This window comes from Pseudomonas sp. UTLPPB19802 (assembly GCF_059730225.1).
The window spans coordinates 635,596-658,291 of sequence record NZ_AP048545.1 but is presented as its reverse complement, the minus strand read 5'-3'; the positions used below and the strand labels follow the sequence as shown (position 1 = coordinate 658,291).

The window sequence follows — 22,696 nt, the reverse complement described above, 5'->3', positions numbered from 1 at the left end:
AGGCTGATTGAAGGGCTTACTGACTAAGCCGGACCCGAACGCAAAACCCGCCAGAAATAATTTCGAATCAGGCCTGGCGCTCCAGCGTGACCCACCAGCCGGTGCGATAACGCACCCGTACCGGCAGGGTGCGCGGCAACAGCGCCAGCAGCTTGTCGGTGTCTTCCAGGCGAAAGACTCCGGACAGGCGCAGGTCGGCGATGTCCGCCGCGCAGCCCAGGTAGCCGCGGCGATAACGCCCGACCTCATCGAGAAAGTCGGCCAGGCGCATATTGCGCGTGACGATCAGGCCATCGGCCCAGGCACCGATATCCATGTCCGGTGGCGCGATACGCTGCGCGCCCTTGGCGCTGACCCGATAGCTCTGGCCGGCCGGGACCTGGATCGTGCCCCCACTGGCCGGCGAGAGGATCAGCACATTGCCGGTGACCACGCTCAGGCGCGTGCAGCCGGGCTCTTCACGCAGCACGAACCGCGCCTCCTGGCCCTCGAACAGGCCATGGCGAGTCTCGACCCGCAACGGTCGCGACACCGGGACTGCGTGATCGGCGCCGCACGTGACCATGATCTCGCCGCGATTGAGGCTGATCAGCCGCTGCCCGGCGTTGAAGTGCAGGTCGGCGGCACTGTCGGTATCGAGTTGCAGGCGGGTGCCGTCGGGCAGGTGGAAGCTGCGGCGCTCGCCCGTGGCGGTGGCGAAATCGGCGGTCCACTGCTGCCAGGCCAGGCTATCCCTGGCCAGCCACGCGGCCGAGCCCAGCATCAACACGCCGGACAACAGCTTGAGGGCCTGGCGGCGACCCAGTTGGCGACTGCTGTTCTCCAGGGTTTCGAACGCCACCCCGGCACCGGGCACCCGGCTCAACTGGCTGCTCAGTTCCCGTTGCAGGCCATGCACCCGCTGCCAGGCCAGTTCATGGTCCTGGTGGGCCGCGCGCCAATGCCGGCATTGTTGCTGCAGGCGCGGGCTGGGCGCTTCGTTACGCAATCGCAACATCCATTGGATAGCCTGCTTGACGACCTGCGGTTGCGGCGCGGGGCGAGTGTCCAGGTTGAGCGGGCTGTCCACGGGTTCAGGCCTCATAACGCAGGAGGTAGCAGTGGTAGAGCGCTTCGGCGACATAACGCTCGACGGTACGCAGCGACAGCCCCATGCGTTCGGCAATCTGCTTGTGGGTCAGGCCTTCGCACTGGGCCAGCAGGAACGCCTTGCGCACCTTGGGCTTGAGACCTTCGAGCAGGCGCGCGATGCTTTCCAGCAATTCGAGGATCAGTGCCCGGGACTCTTCGCTGGGGGCTTCGGCTTCCGGCAGCAGGGCGAGGGTGTCGCGGTAGGCGCGTTCGATTTCCTCGCGGCGCCAGTGATCGATCACCAGCCCGCGGGCCACCGTGCGCAGGAATGCCCGGGGCGCCTTGAGTTCCAGGCGCTCGGTGCGCTGTAACAGGCGGACGAAGGTGTCCTGGGCCAGGTCGGCGGCATCGGCGGCATTGCCCAGGCGTGCACGCAACCAGCCATGCAGCCAGCCGTGATGATTGCTATAGAGGGTATGCAGCGCAGCGTCGGGAGAGGACATGAGGCCTGATGGCGCGTAAATGATAATAAGTCGCATTGTCTTGAAGCGAGATTGTTTTTGCAACCACGAATCAGCACGTGACGACGCTCTTTTCATCGGGTAATCAGGACATTTCCGATAACTCGCTAAGCTTTCCTTGCGTGGTGCCGACAAGAAGATGAATAGTGCGTGCTCCAAAGTAGGGCATCCATGGAACGCTGCCTGCGCCGCTACAAGGAATGTTGTCTCCCGTACGCACCCCCATTTCCGGCATAAAGAAGTCCTATGATATGAATCTTAAATTCAGCCATAAAATCCTTTTGGCCGCCTCCGGTGTCGTGGTTCTGGCGTTTGCGTTGTTCACTCTCTACAACGACTACCTGCAACGCAGCACCATCCGGCAGAACCTCGAATCATCGGTCGAACAATCTGGCGACCTCACCGCCAGCAGTGTGCAGAACTGGTTGAGCGGGCGCATCCTGGTGCTGGAGAACCTCGCCCAGAACATCGCTCACCAAGGTAGCAAGGCCGATTACCCCGGCCTGGTGGAGCAACCTGCATTCACCTCGAACTTCCAGTTCACCTACGTCGGCCAGACCGATGGCACCTTCACCCAGCGCCCCGACGCAAAGATGCCGGATGGCTACGACCCGCGCCAGCGCCCCTGGTACAAGGCTGCCGTCACGGCTGACAAGACCATGCTCACCCCACCTTATCTCGCCTCGGTTGGCGGGCTGGTGGTGACCATCGCCATGCCCGTGAAAAGCAACGGGCAACTGCTGGGTGTGGTGGGTGGCGACCTGAGCCTGGAAACCCTGGTGAAGATCATCAACTCGGTGGACTTCGGCGGTATCGGCCAGGCCTTCCTGGTCAGCGGGGACGGTCAGGTGATCGTCAGTCCCGACAAGGACCAGGTGATGAAGAACCTCAAGGACATCTATCCAGGTTCGGCACCGCGCATTGCCAAGGGCATCCAGGAAGTCACCCTGAACGGCCAGGAGCGCATCCTCTCGTTCACCCCGGTGGTCGGCCTGCCCTCGGCTGACTGGTACATTGGCCTGTCCATCGACAAGGACAAGGCCTATGCGCCACTGAGCAAGTTCCGCACCTCGGCGCTGATCGCGATGTTCATTGCCGTTGCCGCCATTGCGGTGCTGCTGACCCTGTTGATCCAGGTGCTGATGCGTCCGCTGACCACCATGGGCCGTGCCATGCAGGATATCGCCCAGGGCGAGGGTGACCTGACTCGCCGCCTGCACATCGTCCACAAGGACGAGTTCGGCGAACTGGCCAGCTCCTTCAACCAGTTCGTCGAGCGGATTCATGCCTCGATCGCCGAAGTGTCCTCGGCCACCCGCCAGGTGCACGACCTGTCCCAACGGGTGATGAACTCGTCGAACGCCTCGATCATCGGTTCCGACGAGCAGAGTGCGCGAACCAACAGCGTCGCTGCCGCGATCAACGAGCTGGGCGCCGCGACTCAGGAAATCGCCCGCAATGCCGCCGATGCCTCGGAACACGCCAGCGGTGCGAGCGAGCAGGCCGATGATGGCCGCCAGGTGGTGGAGCGCACCATCCAGTCGATGACCGAACTGTCGCAGAAGATCAGCCTGTCCTGCACCCAGATCGAAACCCTGAACGCCAGCACCGACAACATCGGGCACATCCTCGATGTGATCAAGGGCATCTCCCAGCAGACCAACCTGCTGGCCCTCAACGCTGCCATCGAGGCGGCCCGTGCTGGTGAAGCCGGGCGTGGTTTTGCCGTGGTGGCCGACGAAGTCCGCAACCTGGCCCACCGTACCCAGGAATCGGCGGAAGAGATCCACAAGATGATCACCTCGCTGCAGGTCGGCTCCCGCGAGGCGGTGACGACCATGAATGCCAGCCAGGTCTCCAGCGAGGAGAGCGTCGAAGTCGCCAACCAGGCCGGTGCCCGACTGGTCAGTGTGACCCAGCGCATTGGCGAGATCGATGGCATGAACCAGTCGGTCGCGGCCGCCACCGAAGAGCAGACGGCGGTGGTCGAAGCCCTCAACATGGACATCAGCCAGATCAACCTGCTGAACCAGCAGGGCGTTGCCAACCTCAACGAAACGCTGAAGGATTGCGATGCGCTGTCGCAGCAGGCGGGTCGTCTGAAACAGTTGGTCGACAGCTTCAAGATCTGATCCCTGCCGACGCGCCCGCTCCTGCGAACTCGTGGGAGCGGGCATTGCCCTCAGCTCAGCAATGTCCGCACATTACCCATCGCCTCATCGGCGAATTCCTGGATAAACCGCCGGAACCCCGGCGTATCCTCGGCGCTGGCCGCCGCCGGTTCGGCGATGATGGTCCAGGTCGCCCGACAGCGGTCCTGCGCCAACGCCTCGACGCTCATCATCGCCCATAGCTGGCCGACGCCCAGCGTGTTGTAGAGCGTGGTCCAGGTCATGCGCATCGTCTGCTCGTCACGGCTATTGAGTTGTTCGACTACTAGATGGCCATCCTTGAACGACTTCCTGCGCAACGCACCCACGCCTTCACCGATCATCTCGATATGTGAAAGCGCCGGGACAAACGCGGCAAAGCCGGCAAAGTCGCCGACCATGGCCCAGGTACTGGCGGCATCCCTGGGGATCTCGACCGTGGACACCACGGGTTGGCCTTGGGGGTTGCGGATCAGGGTATCGGGTTGCAGGGTCTTCATATCGTGCTCCAGGGGGTTGTGGTCAATCAGATGAAGCGGACCTGTCGGAGGTAATCGCAGCCTTTGCGCAGCAACGCCGCGTCCTTGTCCGGATAGGTTTCGCCCATGCGCTGCAGGGCGACCTCGGCCTGGCGGTAGTCGATCGCCGAGACATCGCCGATGTCCTCCTCGAAACCGTTGAGATAGAAGCCCAGGACTTCGAACAGCGCGTTATTGCGCTCTACCCGCTGCAGCGACTGTTGCCAGTCAGCTACGCTGACCAGCTCAAAATCATGGCCGGCCTCATGGAACGCCGCGACATAGTCGGTCCAGCTCAGCGGCCGGGGGTTATGCAGATTGAATACTCCGCCTGCATTCGGTAGGCCGCGGCTCTGCGTGGCGATGAAGCGGGCGAGGAAGTCCACGGGCATCAGGTCGAAGTTGAGCGCCAGGTCCGGCACCTGGCCCAGTTGCAGCGAGCCCTTGAGCATCAGCAGCAGGCGATTGCGCCAGGGCTGGCAGACGCCGCTGCGACTGTTGAAGGCGATATTCCCGGGACGGTGGATATTGACCCAGGCGCCCCGTTCGCGCGCCCGTTGCACAATTCGTTCGCCGACCCACTTGGACAGGTTGTAGCCGTTGCGCAGGTAGATCGGTGGCGTCGCGGCCGGCGGCTGCTCCAGTACCCGGCCCTGGTCACTGACCCGGCTGCAGGCGGACAGGCTGGAGATGAAATTGAAGACCTTCTTGCTGCGTCCCTCGCACAGCCGCAGGCATTCGAACAACGGGGCGACGTTGTCGGGTGCCAGCGCCTCGTAGTCGAGTACGTGATTGACCTGGGCGGCGTTGTGGATAAGTACACCGAACTCGCGGTCGATCCGCTCGTAGACCGCGCTGTCCAGCCCGAGGCGTGGCTGCCGGATATCCGCCGGATAAACCCGTACCCGGCCAAGGTCCAGGTGTTCCAGGCGATTTTCGCGCAATGCCTGGGCAAAGCGTTCGGCAGCCGGACCATCAGCGCTGTCGCGGACCAGGCAGGCGATCTCGCTGACACCGTTGGCCAACAATGCCTCGACGATATGCACGCCGACGAAGCTGTTGGCGCCCGTAAGCAGCACCTTGCCCAGGTCGCCGGCACGCTGGGCCGGCAGGGCCTGCCAATACAGCTCGCGTTCGGCATCGATGAGTATCTGCGGGCTCAATGCGCCATGGGCGGCCTCACCCCTGACCAGTACTGCGAGCCGGCATAGGGTCGGCTCCTCGATGAAACGGTTGATGGCGATGCCATGCCCGCAGCGGGCGCGAATCCCCAGCAGCATTTTCGACAGCAGAATCGAATGCCCGCCCAGGTTGAAGAAGCTCTCGTCGGTGGCGATGCCGTCGACCGGCAGCTCCAGTAACTCGGCCCAGAGCTCCCGTAACCAGGCTTCATCGGCGTCGGCGGGCCGCCGAAGGTCCCGATTGCCGCCCAAGGGGACTGGCAGTTCCAGAAGTGCCCGGCGGTCGACCTTGCCATTGTCGGCCGCTGGCAGCCCTTGCAGCTCGACGTAGGCGGTTGGGTGCATGTAGTCCGGCAAGGCGCGCTCGACGTGCTGCCGCAGGGCTTCGCGGCTGCTGTCGGTGCCGACCGGCGGCGCCAGGTAGGCGAGGATCTGCCGTCGACTGTCGATGACCACGGCCACCTGTCGATACAGCTGGCTATCGCGCAGGCAATGCTCGATTTCCTCCGGCTCGACCCGAAAGCCGCGGATCTTTACCTGCTGATCCCGCCGCCCGCAGAACTCGATACCCTCGGATGTCCACCTGGCCAGGTCGCCGGTACGGTAGGCGCGCAGCACCGGGCCGTCACCACGCTGCAACTCGACAAAACACTCGGCGGTCCTGCCGGGGTCGTTCAGATACCCCAGGCTCACGCCCGGACCGACGATATGCAGCTCGCCGACGGTCTGCTCGACCACCGGTTGGCCCTGTTCATCGAGAATGAACACCTGGCTGTTGGCGATCGGCCCACCCAGGCTGCGATTGCCGGTGTCGGCGCGAAACTGCCGAGCGGTGCTCAGCACGGTCGCCTCGGTGGGGCCATAGAGGTTGTGGAAGTTCGTCTGCCGCGCCAGTTGCTCGATGAGCCAGGGCTCGCAGACATCGCCACCGGTCAGCAGATGGCTCAGGCCCAGCGGCGGCTGCAGCGGCAGGATGCCAAGCAGCGTCGGTGGAATGAAGGCATGGCTGATCCGTTGGTCGCGGATCAGCAGCGCCAGTTGCGAAGGGTCGCGCCGCTGGTCTTCGCTGGCGACCACCAGCTCGGCACCCTGGATCAGGCTGGGAAAGATGTCGATCAGTGCCGCATCGAAACTCGCAATCGAGAACTGCAGGACCCGATGCCCTTCGTCGAGCCCTACGTAATCGGCATGCCAGGCGCTGAAATGGGCCAGGTTGGCCTGGCTCAGCAGGACGCCCTTGGGCTGGCCGGTGCTGCCCGAGGTGTACAGCGCCAGGCACGGCCTCTCTGCGTGCAAGGGGCGGCGGATCAATGAGGCGCCTGGTGTGGCGTCTGCGTGCGGCACGGCGGTGACATCCAGCGAGGGCCATTGCTCGCCCAGGGGATGTCGGCCATCGTGCAGCAGCAGCGTAGCCCTGGCGTCCGCCAGGATGAACTGTTGGCGGGCCAGTGGCTGGCTCGGGTCGAGGGGCAGGTAAATCGCACCGCAGCCGAGGATGGCCAACAGACTTGCATAGAACGCTGGGGTTTTTGCCAGGCACAGGCCGATCACCGGCGGCTCTTCGCGGTCTTCCAAATGGGCAAGGGTTGCCAGCAGGCAATGCTGGATCGCCAGGCTGTGGGCGTGCAACTGGCGATAACGGATGCTGCTGCCGGCGATATTCAGGGCTCGGCGATTGGCGTAACGGCGCAGGCTGTCCTCGATCCGCTGGATCACCGGCACGGCCGCCAGGGCCAGCAGGTCGGGCCGGGCAGTACGGTTGAAACCGTGTTCGAAAGCCAAGGCTTCCAGGGCCGATAGCGGCTGCTCGACGCCCGGTGGTGTCGGGGTAATCGCCGGAACCTCGAGAAAATACCCGGCGTCACGGGAAAAGCGGCTGACCAGCAGCGCGGCCCGTTCCACCAGGGCCGCGCCTGCCGCCCGCCTCAGTGCCTGGCCATTGCCGAAGCCGTCCTGGGCGACCCATTGGTGCAGGATCAGCCGCCCGTCCTGCCAGCCGCGCAATGCCAGCTCCGGCAAGTCGCTGCTGGTCGGCGGGCCGTATGCCACGCGCAAGCCCAGTCGTGGCGTACCAAGGGCCTCGACAGGCATCGGCTGGCTGCCATCCTCGATCAGCAGATCCGCCACTGGTTGTCGCTCATTATCGTGGATCCGATGACCCTGCTGCTCCAGCTCCCGGCCCAGTTCAGCCAATGCCTGGCTGAAACCGACCAGGTGGATATCGAGACGCCTCATGCCGGTCTCTCCGGCGGGAGCAGGTAGTCGCCCAAAGCCTTCTGCACGCAGGGTGAATCCAGCAGCGAGCTGTTGCGCAGGAACCGTGCGATATTGACCAAGAGCGGGTGATGGCGATTGACTGGATAGGCCAGGCTTGCGGCTTCACTCTTGAGAACCTGGCGGATCGCAGCGTCGACCGACAGTTGTTCGATCACGCTGGCGTCGAAGGCTTTCTGGATGTCGTTGGTCAGGTAGTGAGCGAGGAACACCGGCAGTATTACGGCGATCGCCTCGCGATCGGTCTCGCTGGCGCCCTGCCAATAGAACCGAACCAGGCCGGTCCAGAAACCGGCGTGGCGGCCCTCATCGAGCAGATGGTCGGCCATCAGCCCCTTGATCGAGGCCTTGACCGTATCGTCCTGGGCGAACGCCGCGACATCCTGGGTCACGGTGTTTTCCGCGATGGCTACGCAGAGCAGCTCGACGGCGCCCCTTAGATGCGCTGGTGCCATGCCCAGGGCAACGGGGATGGCGCGGCTCAGCTCGATCTCGTCGGGCATGGGCAGTGGTTGGATGCCGGTCAGGGCGATGGTCTGCTGCATGAAGTCCATCGCGACCAGGGCGTGATAATCCTCGTCCACCACCACGGTCATGGCGGCGTAGCGGCATGCCAGCGGGAAGCCGATCGGAAAGCGGCCCTTGGCGATGCGGCGGGCGGTACGGTCGACGATATCGGTCTCGAAAATCACCACGTCGTTGATGAACTTGTACAGGCTCTGGATCAGCACGAAGTCGCGCTGGTCCGGGCAGTGGGCGAGCAGGGTGCCGCTGTTGGCCAATGGTTGGCGGCTGAGGGGGTAGATCAGCCGGTCATCGTCTTCCAGCCGTCGCCGCGGACGGGTGCGGATGCTGGCGCGGTCCTCCCAGGTGTCGGCGAAGGTATCGTGGTCGAAGGTGTTCATTGGCCACCTTTGGTGGTTGATTGAGTCGGATATCGGTCAGTACCGGTATTGGTTGATGTGCTTCGTATAGCTGGGTAACAGGCGAGCGCAGTCCTCCATCGATTATTGAAAATCGAGTAGCGGGAAACCTCGTCGTCGGTGTCAGTGCGGCGTCTAAAAAAGGCCGGCTTTCAGGTTGTTCAAGTCTTGCCGAGATAACGCTGGATGACTTCGATGCCGCGCTGCAGGTGCTGGCGCAATTGCGCCATGCAGGCATCGACCTGGCCGGCACGGGCGGCTTGGAGCAGCGCCCGGTGATCGTCCTGGGAGAGTTTGCCCAGGCCCATGGCCGACAGGTTGAAGCGCAGGAAACGTTCCTCCTCCACCAGGCCCTGCTCGATCAGCGCCAGCAGCTTGTGGTTGGGCGCCTTGCAGTACAGGCTCATGTGGAACAGCCGGTTGAGCCGTCCGACCTCGGTGTAGTCGGCCTGCGCTTCCAGTTCGTCGATGTAGGCGGCGCTACGGTCCAGGTCGGCCTCGGTGAGCAGCGGTACCGACAGGCGTAGGGCTTCCGACTCCAGCAGAATGCGCAGGTTGTAGTTTTCCATGGAGGTATCGTCGATCAGCGGCGCGACCACCGCCCCCTTGTGCTGTACGACTTGCAGCAGCGACTGCGCCTCGAGTTGGCGCAACGCTTCGCGGACCGGCATGCGACTGACGCCGAACAGCGTGGCCAGTTCCTGTTGGCGCAATGCCATGCCGCAGGGCAGTCGTCCGTCGAGAATCGCGCCGCGCAAGGTCTCCTCGATCACCGCCCGGGCGAGGTGGGCGGGAATCGGGCCACTGACGAGGATGCTGCTCAAGGGGTTGATTTTTTTTGCCACGTTGGGACTCACCTGCTGCTCGATAGGCAGCTCAAATCGGGCTCGACGCACTGCCTTCCATCGTCTGGACGCTCGTCAAACCGCTGTCGACCGCGATAGTTGCAAGGTGCCATTTTCTTCCAGTAGGCCCCGCTCAACTATCAAACATTTCTCTAATCAGTGTAGGTCTCCGTCATTTTGTAAGTACGTTTTACTTTGCAACAGCAGGTTATTTTGCACAGCCCATGGGGCATGGAAGACCGACGTTGCCGGGGTCCTATAGATATTCCTAAATGATATTTAAAATATTTCCCTTATGACTATATTGTCTCCCCACTGCGTACCCACCGACCAATCGGTGCGCCGCACGAACTGAACCAACACGGGACCACCGTGAGTTTCTGATCGAGGCGCGCTATCGGGCGTGCTCTGCGTGGGAGTGAATACATGTCTTTGGTTTCTGCGGTTTCCCCGGCGCCCGTGGCGGCGTCCCAATCCTTCGAGATCCGCCCTTTCGTCGGCGCGACAGGTGCCGAAATCATCGGCCTGGACCTGCGCCAGCCGGTCAACGAGCAGGACTTCGCCCGTATCCATCGCGCGCACCTGGACCACCATGTGCTGGTGTTTCGCGATCAGCGCATCAGCCCCGAACAACAGATCGCCTTCAGCCGTCGTTTCGGCGTGTTGCAGATTCATGTACTCAAGCAATTTCTCCTGGCCGGGCACCCGGAAATCCTGATCGTTTCCAACATCGTCGAGAATGGCCAGAACATCGGCCTGGGTGATGCCGGCAAGTTCTGGCATTCGGACCTTTCCTATAAGGAACTGCCAAGCCTCGGTTCGATGCTGCATGCCCAGGAACTGCCGGCCGAAGGCGGCGACACCCTGTTCGCCGACCAGCACAAGGCCTGGGACAACCTGCCCGAAAGGCTGCGCAAGGCGGTCGAAGGCCGTTCGGCGGCGCATTCCTACACCGCGCGTTACAGCGAAACCAAATTCGAAGGCAACTGGCGCCCGACCCTGACCGCCGAACAACTGGCCCAGGTCGCCGAGGTGGTGCACCCGATCGTCCGTACCCATCCGGAGACTGGCCGCAAGGGGCTGTTCGTCAGTGAAGGCTTCACCACCCGCATCGTCGGCCTGCCGGAAGACGAAAGCCGGCAGCTCCTCAGCGAGCTGTACGCCCACAGCGTGCTCCCGGACAACGTCTACCGCCATCAGTGGCAACCCCACGACCTGGTGTTCTGGGACAACCGCTCGCTGATCCATCTGGCTGCCGGCTGCCCGAACCATTTGCGTCGCAAGCTCTACCGCACCACCATCCAGGGCGATGCCCCGTTCTGACCCGATCGCTTTCAAGGAGCATCCCCATGCCTGCACCCTTTGCGCTGCTGCCGAAACTCGGCCGCCTCACCACGACCCTCGGCCTGAGCTTGAGCCTGCTGGCCGGCAGCCTGCTGGCACCGGCCACGGCCCATGCCGAGGGCGAAATCCGTATCGCCGAACAGTTCGGCATCGTCTACCTGCTGCTCAATGTGGTTCGCGACCAGCACCTGATCGAGAAGCACGGCAAGGCCGAAGGCATCGACATCAAGGTCGACTGGACCCAACTGTCGGGTGGCTCGGCGATCAACGACGCGCTGCTCTCCGGCTCGGTGGACATCGCCGGCGCCGGCGTCGGCCCGCTGCTGACCATCTGGGACCGCACCCACGGCCGGCAGAACGTCAAGGCCGTGGCCTCGCTGGGCAACTTCCCCTACTACCTGGTGAGCAACAACCCGAAGGTCAAGACCATTGCCGACCTCACCGAGCAGGACCGCATCGCCCTGCCGGCGGTGGGTGTCTCGGTCCAGTCGCGCTACCTGCAATACGCCGCGGCCAAGCTGTGGGGCGACAAGGAATTCAATCGCCTGGACAAGTACACCGTCGCCATCCCGCACCCGGACGCCACCGCGGCACTGGTCGCCGGCGGCACCGAACTGACCGGGCACTTCTCCAACCCGCCGTTCCAGGAACAGGCGCTGGAAAATCCCAACGTCCATGTGGTGCTCAACAGCTACGACCTGTTCGGGCCGAACTCGCCGACCGTGCTGTTCGCCACCGAAAAATTCCGCAATGACAATCCCAAGACCTACAAGGCCTTCGTCGAAGCCCTGGCCGAAGCGGCCGATTTCGCCCAGAAGGACAAGGGTGCGGCGGCGGACACCTACCTGCGGGTAACCAAGGCCAAGATCGACCGGGCGGCGTTGCTGAAGATCATCGACAACCCGCAGTTCGAATTCACCGTGACGCCGAAGAACACCTACCCGCTGGCCGAGTTCCTCTATCGCGTGGGCGCCATCAAGCACAAACCCGAATCGTGGAAGGACTACTTCTTCCAGGACGCCAAGCCGCTGCAGGGGAGCTGATCGTCATGAATGCCCCCTTGCAAGGCCACGCGGCCAGCAAACCGATCGCCACGGCCCCGGCGCTGCTGGCGGTCGACCAGGTCAGCTTGGAATACCGCACTCCCGAGCGGGTGGTGCGAGCGACGCACCGGGTCAGTTTCGAAGTCGACCAGCAGGACCGTTTTGTCCTGCTCGGGCCCTCGGGTTGCGGCAAGTCGACCCTGCTCAAGGCGGCGGCCGGGTTCATCCGGCCCTGTGAGGGCGAGATCCGCCTGCAGGGCCGAGTGGTCAGCGAGCCGGGGCCGGACCGCATCGTGGTGTTCCAGGAGTTCGACCAACTGCCACCGTGGAAGACGGTCAAGCAGAACGTCATGTTCCCGCTGCTCGCCTCCGGCACCCTCAAGCGTCGGGAGGCCGAGGAACGGGCGCTGCACTACCTGGATAAGGTCGGCCTGGCGGCGTTTGCCGATGCCTATCCGCACACCTTGTCCGGCGGCATGAAGGCCCGGGTATCGATCGCCCGCGCCCTGGCCATGCAACCGAAGATCCTGCTGATGGACGAGCCCTTCGCCGCCCTCGATGCGCTGACCCGGCGCAAGATGCAGGAAGAGCTGCTGCAGCTCTGGGAGGAAGTGCGCTTCACTCTGCTGTTCGTCACCCACTCGATCGAAGAGGCGCTGGTGGTGGGCAATCGTATCCTGTTGCTTTCACCCCATCCGGGGCGGGTGCGGGCGGAGATCCACAGCCATCAGTACGACCTGCACAGCCTGGGCGGCGCAGCCTTCCAGGAATCGGCGCGGCGTATCCACCGGCTGCTGTTCGACGAAACCCCGCAGGCCGAAACCGAACTGGATTTCGCCGATATCCGCATTGCCTATTGAGCGGTTGGAGAATTCCCGATGAGTCTTTCATCCCCCGTGCGTGAAGAATATGAAGTCACCCTCGAGCCGGTACTCGAAGTGCCGCTGGAGCGCGAACTGTCCCTGGCACAACGGCTTTGGCAACAGGGTTGGCTGCGCAAGAGCCTGATCCTGGTGTTGCTGGCGCTGCTCTGGGAAGCGGTGGCCCGCTACCAGAACAACGACCTGCTGCTGCCGAGCTTTCTGCAGACCGCCAGTGCCTTTTATGACGGCCTGCTCAGTGGCGAATTGCTGGGCAAGGTGTGGATTTCCCTGGTGGTGCTGCTCAAGGGCTATGTGGTCGGTGTGGTGTTGGCCTTTGCCTTGACCACGCTGGCGGTGTCGAGCCGTTTCGGTCGCGACCTGCTCGCCACCCTGACCTCGATGTTCAACCCGCTGCCGGCCATCGCGCTGTTGCCATTGGCGCTGCTGTGGTTCGGGTTGGGGCAGAACAGCCTGATCTTCGTGCTGGTGCATTCGGTGCTGTGGGCGCTGGCGCTCAATACCTATGCCGGTTTTCTCGGGGTCTCGGAAACCCTGCGCATGGCCGGGCGCAACTACGGCCTGAAGGGCTTGCGCTTCGTGCTGTTCATCCTGATCCCGGCAGCGTTGCCGTCGATTCTCGCCGGGTTGAAGATCGGCTGGGCGTTCGCCTGGCGCACCCTGATCGCGGCGGAACTGGTGTTCGGTGCCACCAGCGGCAAGGGCGGGCTGGGCTGGTACATCTTCCAGAACCGCAACGAGCTGTACACCGACAAGGTGTTCGCCGGCTTGGCGGTGGTGATCCTGATCGGCCTGCTGGTGGAGAACCTGGTGTTCGACAGCCTGGAGCGGGTGACGGTGAAGCGTTGGGGCATGCAGCGGTAGTTTGTGTTGTCCGGGCTGGCGTCTTCGCGGGCAAGCCCGGCTCCTACAATGTCGGTCACTGTAGGAGCCGGGCTTGCCCGCGAAAGCGTCGGCCCAGACACCGCCCGACTCAGGGGTTCTGCAAAAACACCACGTAGCCGCGAAACCACTCGCTGTCCTTGAGATACGAGGGTTCCTGCCACTCCCCGCCCTGGATCAGCCCGATCTTGAATGGCAGTCCCAGGCGGTTCATCCGCGGCAGGTACGCGGCATAATCGGGTATGCTGTGGCGCCCCTGGTAGGTCTGTACCACCACCTCATCCACTACCCCTTTCAACTGGGCGATGGCCGCCGGGTCGGCGTTGCTGCTCCAGTCCATCAGCCCGGTGATGCTCAGGCGCAGGTCCACCGGTAGCCGCCTTCTCAGATCGCGCAGGAAGTCGGCGTATTCGTTGAGGTAGCGGGTGCGGGCATCGAAGTCGATCTGGATGCCCACCACCGGATTGCCCGCCTGTTGCCAGCGCCTGACCTGGCCGAGCAACTGCCGATAGACCGACTCCGGCCAGTGCAGGGTATGGGCGCGATAGACCACCCAGACCTCACCCCGGCTCAGGCGTGGAATCGCGATGCCCTGGGCGATGAAGCTGATACCGCCGCGGCGTGGCTGGCTGATCTGGCCCTGCAGCACGTACAGGCTGCGCGCCTGGGCCAGCACCGGCTGTGGCGCGACGCCGCTCCACAGCCAGAATGCGTCATGCTCGCGGGCATCGACCGCCGCCAGCGCGCTGCCAGCGCCCAGCCAACTGGCCAGCAATAGCCAGCGCCAACGAGCCATCGGCGTTTACCAGTAGTACTGCAGCGACTCACCCCACTGGGTGTCGGCGTACTTGCCCTTCAACTGCTTGAACCAGGCCTTGCGTTGCGCCGGCTCGACTTCCTGGCCACCGCAGCTGTTGTAGCCGGCCGGGGCGTAGCAGTTGATCGCCCGGAACAGCGCGTAAGCCTTGTCCGTGCGCGTGGCCTTGGGGTCGGCGATCACCTGTTGATAGCCATCGAGACGCGAGTACAGCGGGCCCTTGAACAGCGACGGCGTGCCGCCCAGTTCATCCTTGCTGCGCTGGCGGTCCAGCGGCATGCCATCGAGGCCGTTGCGCAGGATGAACTCGCCCAGGCAGTTTAGCGCCGCCGGCGCCTTGGCATCGGCCTGCAGGCTGGCGACGGTCTCGGCGATGGCCGGGCACGCGTAGCCGGATTCGGCCTTGGCGCCAGTCCAGCGGAACAGCTTGAGCGACTGGCCGTCGTTGTAGACGTAACCCAGGCTGGTGCCCAGCCTGGTGTCGGCCGGGTCGGCCGGCAACTGCTTCAAGTCTTCGCTGAAGTCCTGGTAGTGACCCAGGCGCAGGTCCTTGTAGAGCAGCACGAACAGGGCGCTGTCGCGTTCGGTGGCATCCGGGCCCTGCTTGACCTGCTGGCGCAGCAGCTCGGCATCGGCGACATGGCGCAGCAGGATGGCGCGCACCTGTGCCGTCTTGATCGGCGAGTTGGCGGCGAACACCTTGTTCACCTGCTGGCTGCGCTCGTAGTGGTTGGCCAGCGCCAGTTCCACTTGTTCGCGTTGCAATGGCTGCCTGGCCTGGGCCAGCAGTTGCAGCCACAGCGTTTGCGCAGCTGGCCAGTCCTGCCTGGCTTCCAGGGCCAGGCCACGCAGCATCTGCTGGCTGAAGGCGAAGTAGTCCAGTTTCGACGGGATCTCGGAGGGCAGGCTCTTGAGCGCCAACTCCGGGTTCTTCTCCACGTACAGATGGAACGCCGCCAGCAGGTAGTCGTGCAGTGCCGGCTGGGCGGCGAAGATCGATTTTTGGGCCTGCAGGGTTTCCAGGGTCAGTTGTTTCCTGGACTCATAGTCGCCGGTCGTGCGCATGGCCATCAGGTCGTTGACCAGTTGGAACAGTGGCTGGTTGATCTCGCCCACGCCGAATACCAGCTTGCTGTCGATTTCCTGCACCAGGCTGTCCGAGGAAACATTGCGTGGGGCGTCTTCGGGCAGGTCGAATTGCCAGAGGTATTCGGCGGCCTGCTTGTCGGCGTCACCCGCCAGCCAGTAGACCCGGCGCAGCAGGCCGCGGGCGGACGGCGCGTAGGCCCCCTGTGGATAAGCCTTGAGATAGGCGTTGAAACCGTCCTCGGCCTGCTTCAACTGGGCCGGGTCGGCGTCCTTTTCGGTGGGCATGCCTTCGGCGTCGAAGATGCCCTGCTGGGCCATGTTCAGGGCGGTACGCGCCTGCATGTACAGCGCGGTTTCCTTCAGCCAGGGCTGGCTGCCCTGGCCCAGGTTGGCGAAACCGCTGGCGGCCTCGCTGAAGCGGCCGCTGTAGAAGTCGCTGGCCGCCCGCAGGTAGCTGACGAACGCCTGGCCGGGCGCGGATTGCACGTCGGTGGGCAGCAACGCTGCCTGTTGTGCCGGGTCCCAGTTGCAGGCGGTCAGCATCTGGACCCGCGCGCTGGCCAGGGCCTGGCGCTCGGCTGCCGACAGCTCGCCGGTGCCGACCAGGGCCTCGACGAAGGCGCGGGTGCTTTCTTGCGAGTTGCTGCGGCAGCGGCTGCCCTCGCCGGAGAGGAAGGCATCACCGGCCGGGGCTTCTTCGCCGCGCTTGATCCCGAGCTTCTCCAGGGTTTCGTCCAGCTCGACGCTCTCGGTGTTACTCACTTCATCGCTGTCATCGGGCATGCTCGATTGTACGCGGGTATTGGCGAAGGGCACCGGGCCGTAGCCCTCGGCGAGTTCCTCTTCGTTCACCGCATCGGGAGCCAGGGGCAGCTTGCCCTGGTCCGCCAGCAGCAGGCGCAGATTGACCCGGCTATCGTTGCCCGGACTGAGGAAGGCCAGGTTGCTGCAGCGGTCCAGGCCGTACTGCATCATCGACCAGCGCGGGTAGCAGAAATCATCGGAACTGGCCTGGGCCTGTGACGAGAAGGCAACGCCCAGCGCCAGGGATGTCAGAAGAGCGATACGCATGAATTGTCCCTAATCCTTAAACGTGCGGCGCCGGGGCCGGGAGGGAGGCCATCATACCGAAGCCCTGGATATACACCTATGCTTGTATCGGGTGAGGCGACGCAGGCTGTGATGTGCCGCACATCGGCGAGCCGGTGTTCAATACTGGCAATTTGCTTGACGCTCACCCTGGCTACCGTAGACTCGCGCTTGTCCGACAAGGAGTCACTGTTATGCAGCATTTGTGGGGTTTGGTTTTCGGGTTGTCCTGTGTAGTGCACGTGGCTCAGAGCCAGGCTGCCGAGACCGATCCGCTGTTGGACACGGCCGCACCGGCGGCCCATGCGACCACGGCCAGCGAGGCCCGTGGCGTGTTGCGCGCGCGCGACCAGGCACTGCTCGCCAGCGAGTTGTCGGGGCGGATCGTCGAGCTGCCTTTCAGTGAGGGCGAGACCTTCAAGCAGGGGGAAACCCTGGCGCGTTTCGACTGCTCGGCCTATCAGGCCCAGCTCAATGCCGCCCAGGCCGCCAGTCGCGGCGCCAATGAGGAACTGGCGCATAACCGCCAGTTGGCTTCGCTCAATTCGGTTGGCCGCTTCGAGGTCGCCCGGGCCGAGGCCAAGGTCGCCGAGAGCCAGGCCCAGGCCCAGGTCTACCAGGTCCAGGTCAAGCGTTGCAGCGTGATCGCGCCTTATGACGGGCAGGTCGTGCAGCGCAAGGTCCAGCGCTACGAAAGCGTCTCGGTCGGCTCGCCGATGCTGGAAATCGTCGACAACCGCACCCTGGAAATCCACCTGCTGGTGCCCTCGCGCTGGATGGGCAAGCTCAAGCCTGGGCAAACCTTCAGTTTCGTTCCGGATGAAACCGGCCAGCCGCTGACCGCCACCATCAAGCGCCTGGGTGCCCGCATCGACGAGGGCAGCCAAACCCTGCTGCTGGTTGCCAGCCTGCCCAAGGCCGAAGGCCTGCTGGCGGGCATGAGCGGTACGGCGCATTTCGCGGAGCTGAAATGAACGCACCCGTAGCGGGAGCGGCGGAGCGGGTCTTTGCCCAGTTCCTCGACCTGGAACGTCTGACCCGCGCAGCGCGCACCACCGAGCAACTGGCCTACAGCCTAGTCAACGACGGCCAGGCGCTGTTCGGCTTCCGCCATGCCGCGTTGCTGATTGCCGGCAAGGTGCGGGCAGTGACCGGCGTCAGCGCGGTGGAGCCGAATGCGCCGTTCGTGGCCTTCGTCGAACACGCCGTGGCGCAGTTGTTCAAGCTGGAGCGGGCCAAGCCCGCCACCGTGGTGCCGATGGAGGCCTTCAGTGCCTCGATTGTCGAGGACTGGCAGAGCCTGTCGGCACCGCAGGTGTTCTGGTTGCCGCTGCTCGACCACAAGGGCGAAGTGTTCGGCGGCCTGTGGCTGGCCCGCGACAACCCCTGGAGTCCATCCGAACAGGTCTTGCTGGCGCAATTGGGCGATACCTACAGCCACGCCTGGCTGGCCCTGCAGCCGCGCCGGCCGTGGCGACTGCGCCTGACCCGCAAGCGCCAGGCGCTGTTGCTCGGGCTGGTGCTGCTGAGCCTGCTGGTTCCGGTGCGCCAGTCGGTGCTGGCGCCGGCCGAGGTCGTGCCGCTGGCTGGCCGGGTGGTGGCGGCGCCGCTCGACGGCGTGATTGCCGAGTTCCTGGTCAAGCCCAACCAGACGGTGAAGACCGGCGACCTGCTGGTACGCTTCGAAAGCACCACCCTCAAGGCCCAGGCCGATGTCGCCCAGCGCGCCCTCGGCGTGGCCGAGGCCGAATTGAAGGCCAATTCCCAACGGGCATTCGCCGATGCCGAGTCGAGTTCGAAACTTGATTTGCTCGCTGCCCGTGTCGAGCAGAAACGCGCCGAGCGTGATTACGCCGCCGAACTGCTCAAGCGCAGCGAAGTACGCGCCGAGCGCGACGGCATCGCGGTGTTCGCCGACGCCGAACGCTGGACCGGCAAGCCGGTGCAGACGGGTGAGCGGTTGATGGAGCTGGCCGACCCGAGCCAGGCCGAACTGCGTATCGAGTTGGCGGTGGGCGACGCGATTGCCCTGGAGCCGGACGCCGAAGTGGCGTTGTTCCTCGACAGCGACCCGTTGCAACGCCACTCGGCCAGGCTCGAGCGGGTGGCCTATGAGGCGCAGGCCACGCCGGCCGGGCAATTGGCCTATCGGCTGGATGCCGGCTTCAGTGACTCGCCGCCACCGCGTATCGGCCTGCGTGGCACCGCGAAAATCTTTGGCCAGCGTGCACCGCTGGCCCTGTACCTGCTGCGCCGGCCACTGGCCGGATTGCGCCAGAGCGTCGGCCTGTAATGAACCTGCCCAGCCTGCGCGCGGACCTGCAACTCACGCCCGCCTCGGCGGCCCTGGACGGCTCGCCGCGCTGGACCCTGGCCGACCCGGTGCGCGGTCGCTACTTCAAGCTGGGTGCCCAGGCCATCCGCCTGCTGCGGCACTGGTCGCTGGGTGATCCGGCGCGGGTGTTGCGGGCGGCGAACGATGAACCGGGCCTGCCACTGGGCGAGCCTGAGTTGGAGCAGATGCTGGCGTTCCTGCGCAACCATGACCTGATCGCCGCCCTTGATCCGCAGCAGCGCGCCAGCTATGCCTGGAAGGCCGCCACCTCACGCCAGAGCCTGTGGCAAATGGCGCTGCACCAATACTTGTTCTTTCGGATTCCGCTGTGGCGGCCGGACGCCTTTCTCAATCGGGCCTGGCCGTGGATGGCACGCTTCGGTCCACGGCTGTTGCGCTACGGCCTGCCACTCACCCTGGGCCTGGGCGTGTTCCTGGTTTCGCGGGACTGGGAACGCTTTCTGGCGACCTTCCCGCACCTGTTCAGCCTCGGCGGGGCGATGGCCTTTGGCGTGGCGCTGTTCTTCGCCAAGCTCTGCCACGAATTCGGCCATGCTTTCATGGCCAAGCGCGCCGGCTGCCGGGTGCAGAGCATGGGCGTGGCGTTCATGGTCCTGTTGCCATTGTTCTATACCGACGTCAGCGATGCCTGGCGGGTCAACGACCGCAAGGCACGGCTGCTGATCGGTGCCGGCGGGGTACTGGCGGAAATGCTGCTGGCCTGCCTCGCCCTGCTGGCCTGGTCGCTGCTGCCGGACGGCGCGGCGCGCACGGTGGCGTTCATGCTCGCCAGTGCCACCTGGCTCACGGCCCTGGCGATCAACCTCAACCCGTTCATGCGTTTCGATGGCTATTTTCTGCTCAGCGATTTCTGGGAGGTCGACAACCTCCAGGGGCGGGCCTTCGCCCTGTGCCGCTGGCGCCTGCGCGAGGCGCTGTTCGGCTATGGCGAACCGGCTCCCGAGCCTTGGTCGGCGAGTATGCGCCGGCGGCTGCTGGGTTGGGGCTTTATGTCCTGGCTGTGGCGGGCGGCATTGTTTTTCGGGATCGCCCTGGCGGTCTATCACCTGTTCTTCAAGTTGCTGGGTATCTTCCTGATGCTGGTCGAACTGGGCTGGTTCATCTTCCTGCCGATCTTCAAGGAGGCCCGCGAATGGTGGGCGCGCCGCGAGCAGGCGCACACCCCTCGGATGCTGCTCAGCGGCCTGGGCTTGCTGGGCCTGCTGTTGCTGGTGGCGGTGCCCTGGCGCAGCAGCGTGGAAGTGCCGGCGATGCTGGAGGCCGGGCGGGTCACGGCCTTGCATGCACCGGTCGCGGCGCGGGTGCGCCAGGTCAACGTGCAGGATGGCCAACGCGTCGAACAGGGCGCGGTGTTGGTGGAACTGGAATCGCCGGATATCGAATCGCGCTCGGTCATCGTTCGTCGGGAAATCGATATCCTGCAATTGCAGTTGCGCCGCCAGGCCGGCCGCAGCGAAACCGCCGCGGACGTGGGTATTCTCGAACAGCGCCTGGCCGAGTCGGTGGCCGAATACCGTGGCCTGCAGGCCCGGCGCGAACGCCTGCTGCTGCGCGCGCCCCAGGCCGGCCAGGTGCGCGACCTGCTGCCGAACCTGCGCGCCGGACGCTGGGTTTCAACCCGCGAACCGCTGGCGCGGATCGTCGAGGAGGGCACGCGCCTGCGGGGTTACCTGGCCGAGGAAGACCTGTGGCGGGTCGCCCCTGGCGCGAGCGGTCGCTTCGTCGCCGATGATCCGATGCGCCCCGCCTGGTCGGTGGAACTGCTCGATATCGATGCCAACGGTGTGTCCGTTATCGACCAGGAAGCGCTGACCTCCGATCACCACGGGCCGATTGCCGTGCGCCGTGGCGAGAATCACCGCCCGGAGCCGGTGCAGGCGCAATATGGCGCCCGGCTCAAGTTGCTCGACGAGGTACCGACACCGAGCCATCCTCTGCGTGGGGTGGCCGTGTTGCAGGGCCGTAGCGAGTCGCTGCTGGGTATCGCCTGGCGTCGGATGGCGGCGCTGGGCGTGCGTGAAAGCGGTTTTTGATCATTCACCAGGTACAGGGAATACACCGATGTTGAACAGTTCGTCGGCCGCCGGCTTGTCCATGCGGCCCTCGCGGCCTACCGACGCGCCCTTTCTGCAGAGCGTCTACCTGTCGGCCCGTCCGGAATTGCAACTGATCGATGCCGAGCCGGAGCTGATCGAGCAGGTAATCGCCCAGCAATTCCAGGTGCAGGAACAGGGGATCGGCGAGCATTTTCCCAATGCCATGCACTACGTGGTGGAGAAGCTCGATACCCCGATTGGTGTGCTCAGTGCCGACTTCGGGCCCAATGAAATCCGCGTGCTGTACCTGGCGTTCATTCCGGCGGCACGGGGCAAGGGTTTTGGCCGGATGGTGCTGCAGGACGTGCAGAAGGCCGCGACGCAGGTGCGCTGCCCGGTCGCCACCACGGTCTGGGCGAGTAACCCCCAGGCGCGCCAGCATTACCTGGCGCTGGGGTTTCAGGTCGAGCAGAGCACACCGGGCGCCGAACGGCTGGTGTGGTACCCGGGCGTCAGTTGAAGACGATGTTGAAGTAGCCCAGGGCCGGATCACGGCCCAATCCCGGCTCCCGCGAGACGAAAATCCCTTCCAGCAGTCCGATCCCCGGCAGCTCCAGGTTGCACAGTCCATCGACGAAATCCGTCGGCTGCAGGCTGTGCAGTTGGACGCTGAACGGCACACGGCTCATTTCCGGCAACTGCGCCTGCGGGCGCAGGGCGATCGCCTCGATCCGGATCTGCAACTGGCTGCCATCGGGCAGTTGGAGTGGGCAGGGCTGGTCCAGCAGGGGTTGGAAGTGTTCGCTTGAAACATGTTGCAGCATCGATGCTCTCCGTCGGTGTGGGGGCCGGCCAGCCGGCCCCCACGGGCTCGATCAGTTACGCGAAGGATATAGCCCTTCCAGGGCGATACTGAAGTTCACCGCCAGGTAGGGGTTGAGTACCGCGACCGGTATGTTGCTGCCAGGTGTGACCAGCGTGCCGCCGATGGTGCTGCCTACACCCTTGAGCGGTATGGCCGTGCCCAACTGGTCGGAGAAGATACCGGCCGAGGGTGGACCGGACGGCGCGGAGGCACCGATATAGCAGTTGGTGGCGGTGGGGGCGGTGGCCGCATTGCTCGGTGCGCTTGCCAGGCCAACGGTAGTGTTGACGGTGAGGTTGGCGGTCGAGATCTGCTGGGGCGGCAGGTTGCTGCTCAGCAGCGTGACGTTCTCGACGCCAGCACTCTGGCCGATGACGCGCTGGCTCAGGCCCGGCCCGGTGCCCTGGCCAACAGGCAGGCGACTCTGCAGGTTGGGCAGGGCGAAGTTGGTGGTGCCGTTGCCGCCGTAGTAGGTGCCGATCAAGGCGAACAGTACCTGTTGTTGCGAGAGTGGCATCAACTGCCCCTGGCAGAGCGCCCAGCCACGCGGGGCATAGTTGAAGCCGAACATCTGGATGGTACCGACAAATACTTCCATGGATCCCTTTCCTTCAGCTGTGTTGAGTGAGGTGCCTGGCCTGGTTGTCCCAAGTCTGTTGTGCACCGGATGACAGAGTAGCCTTTGTCTTTGACAATCAGGTGTTTTTTTGTCGGACAAAAGTCGCGAAGGCAAGCTCATGCCGTTCTGGCCTACAATCAGCGCGTCGTGCCGCCCGAGTGTGGGGCATTGGTTGATTTCCCGAGGGTGGTG

The 22,696-nt window shown here is 64.4% G+C and carries 19 protein-coding genes; 9 read left to right on the top strand and 10 right to left on the bottom strand.

The annotated features are described in order from the left end of the window. Positions 1-67: 67 nt before the first annotated feature. Together AC6I6U_RS02895 and AC6I6U_RS02890 are read right to left on the bottom strand one after the other, a co-directional pair. A complete protein-coding gene (locus tag AC6I6U_RS02895; protein WP_497880571.1) occupies positions 68-1,069 on the bottom strand; it encodes a FecR domain-containing protein in 1,002 nt (333 codons plus the stop codon). Positions 1,070-1,073: 4 nt separating this feature from the next. After that, positions 1,074-1,574 (bottom strand): sigma-70 family RNA polymerase sigma factor, encoded by a 501-nt coding sequence (locus AC6I6U_RS02890; RefSeq protein ID WP_497880570.1) that lies wholly within the window; start codon positions 1,572-1,574, stop codon positions 1,074-1,076. Positions 1,575-1,843: 269 nt separating this feature from the next. On the opposite strand from AC6I6U_RS02890, the gene AC6I6U_RS02885 reads away from it, so the two are divergent. Further along, positions 1,844-3,724, top strand: coding sequence for a methyl-accepting chemotaxis protein (locus tag AC6I6U_RS02885; protein WP_497880569.1), 1,881 nt, complete (start codon positions 1,844-1,846; stop codon positions 3,722-3,724). Positions 3,725-3,774: 50 nt separating this feature from the next. Here AC6I6U_RS02885 and AC6I6U_RS02880 read toward each other — a convergent pair whose 3' ends face one another. The 4 genes from AC6I6U_RS02880 to AC6I6U_RS02865 form a co-directional block, all read right to left on the bottom strand. After that, positions 3,775-4,242: an SRPBCC family protein gene (locus tag AC6I6U_RS02880; protein ID WP_497880568.1), complete on the bottom strand. Its 468-nt coding sequence runs from the start codon at positions 4,240-4,242 to the stop codon at positions 3,775-3,777. Positions 4,243-4,268: 26 nt separating this feature from the next. Continuing rightward, positions 4,269-7,676, bottom strand: coding sequence for an amino acid adenylation domain-containing protein (locus AC6I6U_RS02875; protein WP_497880567.1), 3,408 nt, complete (start codon positions 7,674-7,676; stop codon positions 4,269-4,271). Beyond that, on the bottom strand, positions 7,673-8,620 hold the full coding sequence (locus AC6I6U_RS02870) for a diiron oxygenase (RefSeq protein ID WP_497880566.1): 948 nt from the start codon (positions 8,618-8,620) through the stop codon (positions 7,673-7,675). Before AC6I6U_RS02870 ends, AC6I6U_RS02875 begins: the two co-directional genes overlap by 4 nt. A 179-nt stretch (positions 8,621-8,799) precedes the next feature. Further along, positions 8,800-9,483, bottom strand: coding sequence for a GntR family transcriptional regulator (locus tag AC6I6U_RS02865; protein ID WP_497880565.1), 684 nt, complete (start codon positions 9,481-9,483; stop codon positions 8,800-8,802). Positions 9,484-9,909: 426 nt separating this feature from the next. Here AC6I6U_RS02865 and AC6I6U_RS02860 point away from each other — a divergent pair, with 426 nt between their 5' ends. The 4 genes from AC6I6U_RS02860 to AC6I6U_RS02845 are packed head-to-tail and all read left to right on the top strand — an operon-like array spanning position 9,910 to position 13,615. Continuing rightward, positions 9,910-10,806, top strand: a complete 897-nt coding sequence (locus AC6I6U_RS02860) for a TauD/TfdA dioxygenase family protein (RefSeq protein ID WP_497880564.1) — start codon at positions 9,910-9,912, stop codon at positions 10,804-10,806. A 26-nt stretch (positions 10,807-10,832) separates the two neighbouring features. Then, positions 10,833-11,870, top strand: coding sequence for an ABC transporter substrate-binding protein (locus tag AC6I6U_RS02855; RefSeq protein ID WP_497880563.1), 1,038 nt, complete (start codon positions 10,833-10,835; stop codon positions 11,868-11,870). Between the two features lie 5 nt (positions 11,871-11,875). Continuing rightward, entirely contained in the window at positions 11,876-12,730 is an 855-nt protein-coding gene (locus AC6I6U_RS02850; RefSeq protein ID WP_497880562.1) for an ABC transporter ATP-binding protein, read from the top strand. An 18-nt stretch (positions 12,731-12,748) separates the two neighbouring features. Beyond that, on the top strand, positions 12,749-13,615 hold the full coding sequence (locus tag AC6I6U_RS02845) for an ABC transporter permease (protein WP_497880561.1): 867 nt from the start codon (positions 12,749-12,751) through the stop codon (positions 13,613-13,615). Positions 13,616-13,724: 109 nt separating this feature from the next. Here AC6I6U_RS02845 and AC6I6U_RS02840 read toward each other — a convergent pair whose 3' ends face one another. Both AC6I6U_RS02840 and AC6I6U_RS02835 read right to left on the bottom strand, forming a co-directional pair. Continuing rightward, positions 13,725-14,429 (bottom strand): DUF3142 domain-containing protein, encoded by a 705-nt coding sequence (locus tag AC6I6U_RS02840; protein WP_497880560.1) that lies wholly within the window; start codon positions 14,427-14,429, stop codon positions 13,725-13,727. Positions 14,430-14,435: 6 nt separating this feature from the next. After that, positions 14,436-16,610: a PA5441 family protein gene (locus AC6I6U_RS02835; RefSeq protein WP_497880559.1), complete on the bottom strand. Its 2,175-nt coding sequence runs from the start codon at positions 16,608-16,610 to the stop codon at positions 14,436-14,438. A 212-nt stretch (positions 16,611-16,822) separates the two neighbouring features. On the opposite strand from AC6I6U_RS02835, the gene AC6I6U_RS02830 reads away from it, so the two are divergent. From AC6I6U_RS02830 to AC6I6U_RS02815, 4 genes are read left to right on the top strand one after another with little or no spacing between them, the layout of a single operon-like run. Beyond that, a complete protein-coding gene (locus AC6I6U_RS02830; RefSeq protein WP_497880558.1) occupies positions 16,823-17,602 on the top strand; it encodes an efflux RND transporter periplasmic adaptor subunit in 780 nt (259 codons plus the stop codon). Then, on the top strand, positions 17,599-18,921 hold the full coding sequence (locus AC6I6U_RS02825; RefSeq protein WP_497880557.1) for an efflux RND transporter periplasmic adaptor subunit: 1,323 nt from the start codon (positions 17,599-17,601) through the stop codon (positions 18,919-18,921). The genes AC6I6U_RS02830 and AC6I6U_RS02825 overlap by 4 nt, the downstream gene beginning before the upstream one ends. Further along, the gene (locus tag AC6I6U_RS02820) at positions 18,921-21,017 is read left to right on the top strand and encodes an efflux RND transporter periplasmic adaptor subunit (protein WP_497880556.1); all 2,097 of its coding nucleotides are present in this window, start codon (positions 18,921-18,923) and stop codon (positions 21,015-21,017) included. Before AC6I6U_RS02825 ends, AC6I6U_RS02820 begins: the two co-directional genes overlap by 1 nt. A gap of 28 nt (positions 21,018-21,045) precedes the next feature. Then, positions 21,046-21,540: a GNAT family N-acetyltransferase gene (locus AC6I6U_RS02815; RefSeq protein ID WP_497880555.1), complete on the top strand. Its 495-nt coding sequence runs from the start codon at positions 21,046-21,048 to the stop codon at positions 21,538-21,540. Here the strand turns inward: AC6I6U_RS02815 and AC6I6U_RS02810 are convergent. Both AC6I6U_RS02810 and AC6I6U_RS02805 read right to left on the bottom strand, forming a co-directional pair. Continuing rightward, positions 21,533-21,844, bottom strand: coding sequence for a DUF6916 family protein (locus AC6I6U_RS02810; protein ID WP_497880554.1), 312 nt, complete (start codon positions 21,842-21,844; stop codon positions 21,533-21,535). The genes AC6I6U_RS02815 and AC6I6U_RS02810 overlap by 8 nt on opposite strands. Positions 21,845-21,895: 51 nt before the next feature. Beyond that, a complete protein-coding gene (locus AC6I6U_RS02805) occupies positions 21,896-22,483 on the bottom strand; it encodes a phage tail protein (protein WP_497880553.1) in 588 nt (195 codons plus the stop codon). Positions 22,484-22,696: the final 213 nt, after the last annotated feature.